Annotated in this window: 8 protein-coding genes and 1 pseudogene; 4 read left to right on the top strand and 5 right to left on the bottom strand. The window is 38.9% G+C overall.

The window, feature by feature from the left end; translation table 11 throughout:
• Positions 1-43: 43 nt before the first annotated feature.
• From OL233_RS05060 to OL233_RS05045, 4 genes are all read right to left on the bottom strand, one after another.
• Positions 44-229, bottom strand: coding sequence for a helix-turn-helix domain-containing protein (locus OL233_RS05060; RefSeq protein ID WP_302470540.1), 186 nt, complete (start codon positions 227-229; stop codon positions 44-46).
• A gap of 182 nt (positions 230-411) precedes the next feature.
• Entirely contained in the window at positions 412-1,968 is a 1,557-nt protein-coding gene (gene guaA, locus OL233_RS05055; RefSeq protein ID WP_275471283.1) for a glutamine-hydrolyzing GMP synthase, read from the bottom strand.
• Positions 1,969-2,048: 80 nt separating this feature from the next.
• Positions 2,049-2,972 carry a type I pantothenate kinase gene (gene coaA, locus OL233_RS05050; protein ID WP_275471282.1) on the bottom strand — a complete coding sequence of 308 codons (924 nt, stop codon included), beginning with the start codon at positions 2,970-2,972 and terminating at the stop codon, positions 2,049-2,051.
• A gap of 126 nt (positions 2,973-3,098) precedes the next feature.
• The gene (locus OL233_RS05045; protein WP_275471449.1) at positions 3,099-3,635 is read right to left on the bottom strand and encodes an acyl-CoA thioesterase; all 537 of its coding nucleotides are present in this window, start codon (positions 3,633-3,635) and stop codon (positions 3,099-3,101) included.
• Between the two features lie 111 nt (positions 3,636-3,746).
• Between OL233_RS05045 and OL233_RS05040 the strand changes: the two genes are divergently transcribed.
• Positions 3,747-4,307, top strand: a complete 561-nt coding sequence (locus tag OL233_RS05040; protein WP_275471281.1) for an SGNH/GDSL hydrolase family protein — start codon at positions 3,747-3,749, stop codon at positions 4,305-4,307.
• Positions 4,308-4,318: 11 nt separating this feature from the next.
• Positions 4,319-4,921, top strand: coding sequence for a class I SAM-dependent methyltransferase (locus tag OL233_RS05035; RefSeq protein ID WP_275471280.1), 603 nt, complete (start codon positions 4,319-4,321; stop codon positions 4,919-4,921).
• Positions 4,922-4,952: 31 nt separating this feature from the next.
• Here the strand turns inward: OL233_RS05035 and OL233_RS05030 are convergent, their stop codons facing one another.
• A complete protein-coding gene (locus tag OL233_RS05030) occupies positions 4,953-5,372 on the bottom strand; it encodes a hypothetical protein (protein ID WP_275471279.1) in 420 nt (139 codons plus the stop codon).
• Between the two features lie 419 nt (positions 5,373-5,791).
• Here OL233_RS05030 and rpoB point away from each other — a divergent pair.
• Positions 5,792-9,334 (top strand): annotated as a pseudogene (rpoB, locus tag OL233_RS05025) (DNA-directed RNA polymerase subunit beta); the annotation flags it as partial.
• Between the two features lie 175 nt (positions 9,335-9,509).
• Positions 9,510-13,163, top strand: a complete 3,654-nt coding sequence (rpoC, locus tag OL233_RS05020; protein ID WP_302470538.1) for a DNA-directed RNA polymerase subunit beta' — start codon at positions 9,510-9,512, stop codon at positions 13,161-13,163.
• The last annotated feature ends 70 nt before the right edge of the window (positions 13,164-13,233 follow it).

Here is a 13,233-nt window from a genome sequence, read left to right as displayed (position 1 = left end):
TGTGGTCACCTCGTTTTCTATAAATTCGATAATGTCTCCGATATCACATTGTAGTGTACGGTATATTCTCCAGTGATACGTCTTTATTTTTACTAAGCCGAGCTAAAGTGGAAGAGGTTATTCCGCATTTATCTCTAAGTTGTGTCTTATTTAAATTTTTGTCTATAGTTAATTTCCAAAGGTTATTATAAGAAATAGGTATAGTACATTCCTTTTTATATTCATGCATATAAATTCTATATATGTAAACTTTATCGTGTTTTATATCTTATCACATTTTCAATAGATATACAGTTGATAATTGATTTTAATGATTATATTTTTTATTAGGAATTGGTATCATATTGGTATCACGAGAAACAAAAAAGCCTTAGAAACCCTTTAAACAAAGGACTTCTAAGGCTATTTATTCTATTCCCACTCAACAGTTGCTGGTGGCTTAGATGTAATATCGTACACGATACGGTTAACGTGTGCCACTTCATTTACGATACGTACTGATATTTTTTGTAAGATATCCCAATCGATACGAGCGAAGTCAGCTGTCATACCATCGATAGATGTGATCGCACGTAGACCAACAGTGTAGTCGTAAGTACGTCCGTCACCCATAACACCGACTGAACGGATACCAGGTAGGACTGTGAAGTATTGCCAGATGTCACGGTCAAGACCGGCAGCAGCGATTTCTTCACGTAAGATAGCATCAGATTCGCGAACGATTTCTAATTTCTCTTCAGTAATTTCACCAAGAACACGGATACCTAATCCAGGTCCTGGGAAAGGTTGACGCCATACTAATTCTTCTGGCATTCCTAATTCGATACCTAAAGCACGTACTTCATCTTTGAATAAAGTATTTAAAGGTTCGATTAGTTTGAATTGCATATCATCAGGAAGGCCACCTACGTTATGGTGAGACTTGATCACTTCAGCAGTTTCAGTTCCACTTTCGATAACGTCTGTATAAAGAGTTCCTTGAGCTAAGAATTCCATACCGTCTAATTTAGTTGCTTCATCATCAAATAGGTAAACGAATTCGTTTCCGATGATTTTACGTTTTTGTTCAGGGTCAGAAACACCTGCTAATTTGTCCATGAAACGTTCTTTAGCATTCACACGGATAATGTTTAGGCCGAATTTACCTGATAGGCTATCCATAACTTGGTCGCCTTCGCCTTTACGTAGTAAACCGTGGTCTACGAAGATACATGTTAATTGGTCGCCGATAGCGCGTTGTAAAAGCACACCAACTACTGATGAGTCTACGCCGCCTGATAGGCCAAGTAACACTTTTTTATCGCCAACTGTTTCGCGGATTTTTGCGATTTCGCTTTCGATAAAGCTGTCCATTGTCCAGTCGCCTTTACAGCCACAGATATCAAAGGCAAAGTGACGTAATAAGTCATTACCGTATTCTGAGTGGCGTACTTCTGGATGGAATTGTACAGCATGGAAGTTTTTCTCTTTGTTTTCCATAGCTGCGATTGGGCAGTCTGGACTTGTTGCTGTGATTTCAAATCCAGCGGGTACTTCAGTTACTAAGTCACCATGACTCATCCAAACTTGTTGGCGAGCAGGTAAGTTTTCGAATAAACCAGCTTTAGCATCTTGGATGTCGATGAAGGCTTGTCCGTATTCTTTTTTAGACGCTGCTTCAACTTTTCCGCCGAATTCAGCTGTCATTAATTGCATACCATAGCAGATACCTAATACTGGAATCCCTAAGTTAAAGATTTCAGGGTCTACTTTGAAGGCATCGTCAGCGTAAACGCTGTTTGGTCCGCCAGAGAAGATAATCCCTTTTGGATTGATGGCTTTAATTTCTTCCGCCGTGATGCGGTGGCTCATTAATTCTGAGAACACACCAAATTCACGAATACGGCGTGTGATTAATTGGTTGTATTGACTACCGAAGTCTAATACGATTACTTTTTCGATTGTTGTCATGTTGGCAACGTTGGTCACGTGTCTTCACCCTTATCTATATAGTTTTTTATCTAAAACTGATTAAAAATCAGCTTGTTAATACATTGATTGGGCCGAGGTTAATACTTATTCAAAGAGACTTGGTCAATTTGATGACCTTCTGTTTTGTGTAAGATAACGTTGGCGTTGTTACGTGTTGGTAAGATGAATTCTTCCAAGTTTTTTAAGTTGACGTCACGCCAGACATTTCGCGCCATGTTAAAGGCTTCCTCACGGTCACCAATGGCATAGGAATAGTAGAAATTATCTGGGTCAAGAAAAGCAGAGTCAAGTAATTTTCCGAAACGGTTAAGGTACCATTTTTCGATTAATTCTGGCTCGGCATCGACGTATACTGAGAAATCAAAGAAGTCGCTGATGTAAACTTGTTCGCTAGTAGGGACTTGTAACACGTTAATCCCTTCGACGATTAAGATGTCAGGTTCATTGATCGTTTCAGTCTTATTTGGAATAATATCATAAATATCGTGAGAATACACGGGAGTTTCAATATTTTCTTTACGATTTTTCACTTGTTCAAGAAAGGTGATCAATCGTTCCATATCATAACTCTCTGGAAATCCCTTACGATTCATGATGCCTTTTTCTTCGAGTACCTTATTTGGATATAAGAAACCATCAGTGGTAATCAGTTGAACATTGCGACGTTTAAAGATACGCGACAACATCATTTGTAGTAAACGAGCAGTCGTACTCTTACCGACAGCAACGCTTCCAGCGATTCCAATTACAAATGGTGTGACACCTGGATAAGATTGCATAAACAGGCCCTTACTTAATTGGAGTGATTCGTATTCCTTCATATAAATATGAATCAAGTGAGTTAAAGGCATATAAATGTCTTGTACGTCTTGTAAGGAAATACGGTCGTTTAAACTTTTAATCTCTTGCAGTTCGTTTTCTGTTAGTGGAGGAATACCATTACGATAAAATCGTTGCCACTCATCCCTAGAAAACTGATGGAATTTCTTTGTGCTATTCATTAAGTTAAAGCCTCCATTGTCTCGTGCGTCTGATTATGAATCTATTAGCAATTATTTTATCACAAAGCGTCTGAAATATCTTATATATATAAGTAAAAATCGTATTTTGCTAACGAAGTTTTAATGTTAGCCCCAAGGAACATCTAATGAGACCGTTTTCGAGAACTGTTCGTGGAAGGCAAGTTCTTGAAGTCCGCGTTTTCGACGCTCTTCATAGCCGCTTGTTACCATTTTTTCTTCATCCGTTTCGGGTACAACGTGTGGGACGGTAAAGTCTTTCTCTGGTTTTTCAGGAGAAGGAACAGCTACAAAGGTCATAAAACAAGTTGCAGCTAAGTAACGGTCGCCAGATACTAAATCTTCTCCAATGATTTTGGCGAAAACTTCCATAGATTTTCGACCTGTTCCACTAACATAAGTTTCCACACAAACAGAGTGGTTTTCATTAATAGGGTGCAGGAAATCTAAACGATCCATTGATGCGGTCACCGCATTACGGCGAGAGTGACGGGTAATTGAGATAGATGCCGTATCATCGATTAGCGACATTAATTTGCCACCAAAGAGTGTGCCGTGTGAATTTAAATCCGTTGGAAAGACGCGGTGAGTTTGGATCACGCGTGATTCGCGGCAAGCTTTGGTTGTGCGTTCTTCATTTGACATATTCAAAACTCCTCTAGCATGCTATGATGATGCTATAATATTTTTTATAATTTTTAATTATAGCACAGATTTGACTATCTGTTATTAAACAGGATTAGGAGTCGAGATAATATGACGAAACTTTTTTTATTTGGCGATAGTATTACGGCAGGATATGGCGAGGAAGGTATCACAGATGAACTGACAAAACGAGTGCAACAGGCTTTTCCTGATACAGAAGTTATTAATGCTGGTATTCCAGGAGATACGACAGCAGACGGCTTAAAGCGTATTGACGAGCATATCTTACGTTATAATCCAGATGAGGTTGTGGTCTTTTTTGGTGCCAATGATGTGGCAAATTATGTTGGAGTGAGTCCGGTTGATTACCGTCGTAATTTGATGGAGATTATTGAGCGAATCGGCAAAGAAAAAGTGATACTGTTATCTGGTCCTTATACGGGGCAAAAACGTCACGGTGAAGATCGTTCACTAGTTGCCATTAAGCAATATGTAGCAGTGGCAGAAACGGTCGCTTGTGAAACAGGAGTACCATTTGTTAATCTATTAGAAGCGATGGAAAAAGAAGCAGATGTAATGGCACTCTTGCAAGAGGATGAGTTACATTTTTCAGATAAAGGCTATGACTTTTTAGCTCGCATTATTAATCAAGAAATTGTTAAGAAACGATAAGGAGAATAAGTATGACAGAGAATAATCATTATTTTACTAACCAACCAAGTACCCCGCATGATTTATCAGAGTGGACGTTCGATTTAAAAGGCAAGCGATTCCGTTTTACAACGGATAGCGGTGTGTTTTCTAAAAAGACCGTTGATTTCGGCTCACGTGTTTTAATTGATGCATTCACGGAAGAAGACTTGCCAGAAGGTGATATTTTAGATGTTGGTTGTGGTTACGGACCAATCGGTTTATCGTTAGCGTCACAAAGTTCACGCGTTGTCGAAATGGTTGACATCAACGAACGCGCAGTTGAATTAGCTAAATTAAATGCTAAACATAACGGTGTTGCAAACGTGGAAATCCATGTGTCAAATATCTACGAAAGTGTAGAAGGTGAATTTGCAGCTGTCTTAAGTAACCCGCCAATCCGTGCTGGTAAAGCAGTCGTTCATACAATTTTAGAAGGCGCTTATCCTTTACTTGTTGAGGGTGGCACGCTAACAGTTGTCCTACAAAAAAAACAAGGGGCGCCAAGTGCGGCTAAAAAAATGGAAGAAGTTTTTGGAAACGTAAAAACTTTAACGAAAGATAAAGGTTACTATATTTTACAAAGTAGAAAGTAGCTTCTAAATAAAAAAACAACTCACTGTTCTTTTAAGGGAACAGTGAGTTGTTTTTTGTTGATTTAGGTAATTTAAAAATTAAGTACACTTGGATTAACAGCAATACGATGCCAACGACACCAAATACCCAATTCGTCCAAGTTGGAAGTGGGACGCTAGCACTGTTCTGTTTATCGAAGTAAACAAGAGGTAGGTTAATCATTGCGCTATAAAACAAGGAAGCTAAGATGAGGGTAGAGGTCATTAGGCGGGCTAATACGAATTTACCGTCAGTGTAGGTTGTCAACGCTACTAATGGTGAAAAAATAATAAGTGGGAAAACAAGTAACGTTATACCTGATGTGTGCAGAAATCCTTTTAGAGTCATTGTCCAAATAAGGATGGCATAGAATACGAGATAAAGTATCAGGTGTATCGTCCATAAGACGGGATTTGTTTTAAAGTTTTTCAAGTTGTCGCTCCTTAAAGGTGTTATTTAACACTAGTGTAGCATTAATGTTTTTGAAATTAAATTTTGAAAGTCTATCCAAATAAATCAATAGTGTTACAAATCTGAAAATACACAGCAGAAAATTTATGAAAACAACGGAAAAGGGGTTGTGGTGCGTTGACATTGTAAATGAAAGACGATATAATTAATAGTTGCAAAAGCTATCTAAAAACAAGGAAATACAGAGTGAAATATTGTCCATTTTGTGTTTTTAATCATAGGAAAACAAAAGTAGAAGCTCATATGAACGAGAAAATTCTATTTTTGGTTTTTTTTTGCCTTAAAAGGGTCTTGAAATATATATGTAATCAAATCTTAACATTTGTAACATATTGAAATTGATGGTGTTTTGAATAAAAAAATTCAGAGGGGTGAAGAGCTTGGCTGGACACGTAGTGAAATACGGAAAGCATCGCGAAAGAAGAAGTTATGCGCGAATTAGTGAAGTGTTAGAATTACCAGATTTAATCGAAATTCAAACAAACTCTTATCAATGGTTCTTGGATAGAGGACTTAAAGAGATGTTCGAAGACATTTTACCAATCAAGGATTTTAGTGACAAATTATCTCTAGAATTTGTTGGGTATGAATTGAAGGAACCAAAATATACAGTAGCAGAAGCTCGCGCACATGATGCGAACTACTCAGCTCCTATTCATGTGACATTACGTCTTGATAACAAAATTACAGGCGAAATTAAAGCACAAGAAGTATTCTTTGGAGATTTCCCATTAATGACTGAGATGGGTACATTTATTATCAACGGAGCAGAACGTGTTATTGTTTCTCAATTAGTTCGTTCTCCTGGTGTTTACTTCAGTGGTAAAACAGATAAAAATGGCCGTGAAAGTTTTGGAACAACTGTTATCCCTAACCGTGGTGCATGGTTAGAAATGGAAACAGATGCTAAAGATATCTCATATGTACGTATTGACCGTACACGTAAGATTCCTTTATCAGTATTAGTTCGTGCGTTAGGTTTCGGGTCAGATGATACAATCTTAGAAATCTTCGGCGATAACGAAAGCTTACGCTTGACGTTAGAAAAAGATATTCATAAAAATTCATCAGATTCTCGTACAGAGGAAGGCCTGAAAGATATTTATGACCGTTTACGCCCTGGTGAGCCGAAAACAGCTGACAGTTCTCGTAACTTGTTAAATGCTCGTTTCTTCGATCCAAAACGTTACGACTTAGCAGCAGTTGGTCGTTACAAAGTAAACAAAAAATTAAGTCTAAAAACTCGTTTATTAAACCAAACATTAGGTGAAACATTAGTTGACCCTGAAACTGGTGAAATCTTATTCGAAAAAGGTACTGTGATCACTCACGCTATCATGGAAGAATTAGAAAAACATTTAGATGCGGGTATCAACAACGTGACTTACTACCCATCAGAAGATGCGGTTGTAACGGAACCGATGACACTCCAAGTGATTAAAGTGGTATCACCTAAAGATCCTGAACGTGTTGTTAATGTGATCGGTAACGGTCAAATTGATGCAGATTGTAAAACAATTATTCCTGCTGATGTAGTTGCTTCAATGAGTTATTTCTTTAACTTACAAGAAGATATCGGTAAAGTGGATGACATCGATCACTTAGGTAATCGTCGTATCCGTTCAGTTGGTGAGTTATTACAAAATCAATTCCGTATCGGTTTAGCTCGTATGGAACGTGTGGTTCGTGAAAGAATGTCTATTCAAGACACTGAAACATTAACACCACAACAATTAATTAATATCCGTCCAGTTGTTGCGTCAATTAAAGAGTTCTTCGGTTCTTCTCAATTGTCACAGTTCATGGACCAAACAAACCCATTAGGTGAGTTAACTCACAAACGTCGTCTATCAGCCTTAGGGCCTGGTGGTTTGACTCGTGACCGTGCCGGTTATGAAGTTCGTGACGTACATTACTCGCATTACGGCCGTATGTGTCCGATTGAGACACCAGAGGGTCCTAATATTGGGTTAATCAATAGCTTGTCTAGTTATGCGAAAATCAACGATTATGGGTTCATCGAAACACCATACCGTCGTGTTGATCGTAAAACTGGTAAAGTAACAGAACATATTGATTACTTAACCGCTGACGAGGAAGATCATTACATGGTCGCTCAAGCGAACTCAAAATTAAACGAAGATGGAAGCTTTGCTAACGATGTTGTTATGGCTCGTATCCAAAGTGAAAACTTAGAAGTATCAATTGATAAAGTTGACTACATGGACGTTTCTCCTAAACAGGTAGTTGCCGTTGCGACATCTTGTATTCCTTTCTTGGAAAACGATGACTCCAACCGTGCCCTAATGGGAGCGAACATGCAACGTCAAGCTGTGCCACTAATCCAACCTCGTTCTCCATTTGTAGGAACGGGTATGGAATACAAAGCAGCTCATGACTCGGGTTCAGCTTTAGTATGTAAACATGATGGTGTTGTTGAATTTGTTGACGCTAGCGAAGTTCGCGTTCGTCGTTCAAACGGAACACTTGATAAATATTCAGTTATTAAATTTAGCCGTTCTAATGCGGGTATGTGTTATAACCAACGTCCAATCGTGACATTAGGTGAAAAAGTAGATAAAGGCGACGTTCTTGCGGATGGCCCATCTATGGAAGAAGGCGAAATGGCTTTAGGTCAAAACGTCTTAGTTGCCTTCATGACATGGGAAGGTTATAACTACGAGGATGCGATCATTATGAGTCGCCGTCTGGTTAAAGATGATGTGTATACATCTATCCATATTGAAGAATATGAATCAGAAGCTCGTGATACAAAATTAGGACCTGAAGAAATTACTCGCGAAATCCCTAACGTAGGGGAAGACGCTCTTAAAAACTTAGACGAAATGGGTATTATCCGTATCGGTGCTGAAGTTAAAGATGGTGACTTATTAGTTGGTAAAGTAACGCCTAAGGGTGTCACTGAATTATCAGCTGAAGAGCGTTTATTACACGCTATCTTTGGTGAAAAAGCGCGTGAAGTTCGTGACACGTCTCTACGTGTTCCACACGGTGGTGATGGAATCGTTCATGATGTTAAGATCTTTACTCGTGAAGCTGGTGATGAATTATCTCCTGGTGTTAATATGTTAGTTCGTGTTTATCTCGTTCAAAAACGTAAAATTAACGAAGGGGATAAAATGGCCGGACGTCATGGTAATAAAGGGGTAGTTTCTCGCATTATGCCAGAAGAAGACATGCCATTTATGCCAGACGGTACACCAGTTGATATCATGCTTAACCCATTAGGGGTACCATCTCGTATGAATATCGGGCAAGTACTTGAGTTACACTTAGGTATGGCTGCTCGTCAATTAGGTATTCATGTTGCAACTCCTGTATTTGATGGAGCTGACGAGGATGATGTATGGTCAACAGTTCGTGAAGCGGGTATGGCTAAAGATGCCAAAACAATTCTTTACGATGGTCGTACAGGGGAACCATTTGATAACCGCCTATCTGTTGGGGTTATGTACATGTTGAAATTAGCCCACATGGTTGATGACAAATTACATGCACGTTCAACAGGACCTTACTCATTAGTTACACAACAACCTCTTGGTGGTAAAGCACAATTTGGTGGACAACGTTTCGGAGAGATGGAAGTATGGGCACTGGAAGCTTACGGTGCGGCTTATACTCTTCAAGAAATCTTAACGTACAAATCAGATGACGTGGTTGGTCGTGTTAAAACTTACGAAGCAATCGTTAAAGGTGAACCAATTCCAAAACCAGGCGTACCGGAATCATTCCGCGTGTTGGTGAAAGAATTACAATCATTAGGTTTAGATATGCAAGTACTTGATATTGACGATCAAGAAATTGAATTGCGCGATATGGATGATGATGAAGACGATTTAATTACCGTCGATGCATTAACGAAATATGCTCAAGAACAAGCAGCAAAGAATGCAGAGAAAAAAGATTAATTGATCGTTAGTCTTTTTGAGGCTAGCATTTTAAAAATCGATCTGTTTAATAGAAGAATAGCAAGGGATATTACTGTGAAGTAACCTTCCTTGTTGTTCTAGCTATTAACAGCGACTAAGTTTAAATTCTCTAACTTATAGTCATAATATGAAATGGAGGGAACACCTTTTGATCGATGTAAATAAATTCGAAAGCATGCAAATTGGTTTAGCTTCTCCAGAAAAAATTAGAAGCTGGTCTTATGGTGAAGTTAAAAAGCCAGAAACAATCAATTATCGTACATTGAAACCAGAACGTGAAGGATTATTCTGTGAACGTATCTTTGGTCCTACTAAAGATTGGGAATGTGCGTGTGGTAAATACAAACGTATCCGTTATAAAGGAATCGTCTGTGACCGTTGTGGCGTGGAAGTAACACGCTCAAAAGTTCGTCGTGAACGTATGGCTCACATCGAGTTAGCAGCACCAGTATCACATATTTGGTACTTTAAAGGGATTCCAAGTCGTATGGGTCTTATCTTAGATATGAGTCCTCGTGCCCTTGAAGAAGTCATCTACTTTGCATCATATGTAGTGATTGAGCCAGGTGATACAACTTTAGAGAAAAAACAATTATTAACTGAACGTGAATATCGCGAAAAACGTGAACAGTACGGTCAATCTTTCCAAGCTGGAATGGGTGCGGAAGCTGTTAAACGTTTATTAGATGATGTTGATTTAGAACGCGAAGTTGTTGAATTAAAAGAAGAGTTAAAAACAGCTTCAGGTCAAAAACGTACACGTGCTATCCGTCGTTTAGATATTTTAGAAGCATTCCGTAGTTCAGGCAATCAACCTGGTTGGATGGTGATGGACGTCGTTCCAGTTATTCCACCAGATTTACGTCCGATGGTTCAATTAGAAGGTGGCCGTTTTGCTACATCTGATTTGAATGATTTATATCGTCGTGTAATTAACCGTAATAACCGTTTGAAACGCTTATTAGACTTAATGGCACCAAACATTATCGTTCAAAATGAAAAACGTATGTTACAAGAAGCTGTAGATGCTTTGATTGATAATGGTCGTCGTGGCCGTCCAGTTACTGGACCAGGTAACCGTCCGCTTAAATCTCTTTCTCATATGTTAAAAGGGAAACAAGGTCGTTTCCGTCAAAACTTACTTGGTAAACGTGTCGATTATTCAGGTCGTTCAGTTATCGTAGTAGGACCGTTCTTAAAAATGTACCAATGTGGTTTACCAAAAGAAATGGCGATTGAATTATTCAAACCATTTGTTATGCGTGAATTAGTTGGACGCGAAATCGCAAGCAATATTAAAAATGCGAAACGTAAAATCGAACGCCAAGAAGACGAAGTTTGGGATGTATTAGAAGATGTTATTAAAGAACATCCTGTATTACTTAACCGAGCACCTACTCTTCATAGACTTGGTATCCAAGCGTTCGAACCAGTTCTTGTTGAAGGACGCGCTATCCGTCTTCACCCATTAGTATGTGAAGCCTATAATGCCGATTTCGATGGAGACCAAATGGCCGTTCACGTGCCACTTAATGATGAAGCTCAAGCTGAAGCGCGTATGTTAATGCTTGCTGCTCAAAATATCTTGAATCCAAAAGATAGTAAACCAGTAGTAACACCATCTCAGGATATGGTCCTAGGTAACTACTACTTAACAATGGAAGAAGACGGCCGTGAAGGTGAAGGTATGGTCTTCCGTAACGTTCAAGAAGCTGAATTAGCATGGAAAAATGGCTATGTACATTTACACACTCGTATCGGGTTACAAACGTCATCAATGCCAGAAAAACCATTCACTGATTGGCAAAAAGAACGTACATTGATTACAACTGTTGGTAAGGCTCTTTTCAATGAAATTATGCCTCCTGAGTTTCCATACTTAAATGAACCAACAGATTATAACTTAACAATTCAAACTCCAGATAAATACTTCGTTGAAAACGGAACAGATATTCCTGCTCATATTAAAGCGCAAGAATTAGTTGGACCATTCAAGAAGAAAAATCTAGGTAATGTTATCGCTGAAGTCTTCAAACGCTTCAAGATTACAGAAACATCTAAAATGTTAGATAGAATGAAAGATTTAGGTTATAAGCACTCAACAATTGCGGGTATGACTGTAGGGATTGCGGATATCGTAGTCTTACACGAAAAACAAGAATTAATTGAAGAAGCCCACACTAAAGTTGAAAATGTAACAAAACAATTCCGTCGTGGTCTGATTACAGATGACGAACGTTATGAACGTGTTATTGGAATTTGGAATGGCGTTAAAGATGCCATCCAATTAAAACTGATGGAAAGTTTAGACGACAAAAACCCGATCTTCATGATGAGTGATTCTGGAGCCCGTGGTAATATCTCTAACTTTACGCAGCTTGCTGGTATGCGTGGACTGATGGCCGCTCCGAATGGACGTATCATGGAATTACCAATCATCTCAAACTTCCGAGAAGGTTTAACAGTCTTAGAGATGTTTATCTCAACTCATGGTGCTCGTAAAGGTATGACCGATACAGCCCTTAAGACAGCCGATTCAGGTTACTTAACTCGTCGTTTAGTTGACGTTGCCCAAGATGTTATTATTCGTGAAGACGATTGTGGTACTGATCGTGGTTTAGATGTAACGGCAATTAAAGAAGGTAACGAAGTTATTGAAACATTAGAAGAACGTTTATTAGGACGTTATGCTCGTAAGACAATTCTTCACCCAGAAACTGGCGAAGTGATTGTTGGGGCTAATGAAATGATTACTGAAGATTTAACAAAACAAGTTATTGAAGCTGGCGTTGAGAAAGTGACTATCCGTTCAGTATTTACATGTAATACTAAACATGGTGTTTGTCGTCACTGTTACGGCCGTAACATGGCTACTGGTCTTGAAGTTGAAGTGGGTGAAGCAGTTGGTACAATTGCCGCTCAATCAATCGGTGAGCCTGGTACTCAGTTAACAATGCGTACGTTCCATACGGGTGGGGTTGCCGGAGATGATATTACTCAAGGTTTACCTCGTATCCAAGAGATTTTTGAAGCACGTAATCCGAAAGGGCAAGCAGTTGTAACAGAAGTAACAGGTGATGTTATTGATATTACAGAAGATGCAGCTACTCGTACTCGTGAAATCACAATCAAAGGAACAACTGATACACGTACATATGCAGTCCCTTACACTTCTCGTTTGAAAGTGGCAGAAGGCGATATGATTAAACGTGGTGAAGCTCTTACAGAAGGTTCAATCGAACCAAAACAATTATTACAAATTCGTGATGTTTTATCTGTTGGCGTATACTTACTTCGTGAAGTACAAAAAGTATACCGTATGCAAGGGGTAGAAATCGGCGATAAACATATTGAAGTTATGGTACGTCAAATGTTACGTAAGATCCGCGTTATGGATCCAGGTGACACTGACATCTTACCAGGTACTTTAATTGATATCTCAGAATTTAAAGAACAAAACTACAGCACACTTGTTGCCGGTGGTACACCAGCGACTGGTCGTCCAGTATTGTTAGGTATTACTAAAGCGTCTCTAGAAACGAACAGTTTCTTATCAGCTGCATCATTCCAAGAAACAACTCGTGTTCTTACAGATGCTGCGATTCGTGGTAAGAAAGATCCATTACTTGGTCTTAAGGAAAATGTTATCATTGGTAAGATTATTCCAGCCGGAACAGGTATGCCTAAATACCGTAACATGGAGCCAAAAGAAGTTGGCGTAGCAAGCGAAAATGTGTATAGCATTAGCGATATTGAAGCGCAAATGGCTGCTGAAGATGCTTTACTTTCTGAAAAGAAATAGTCATCTAGCTAACTGAAGGGTCGAGACATCTGTCTCGGCTCTTTTTTGTATTTGAAAGAGTCGTTAAAAA

This window comes from Vagococcus proximus (assembly GCF_029143285.1).
In the GTDB taxonomy this organism is placed as follows: Bacteria; Bacillota; Bacilli; order Lactobacillales; family Vagococcaceae; genus Vagococcus_D; species Vagococcus_D proximus.
The sequence above is the reverse complement of the archived record's forward strand: the minus strand, read 5'-3'. Positions and strand labels throughout refer to the sequence as shown.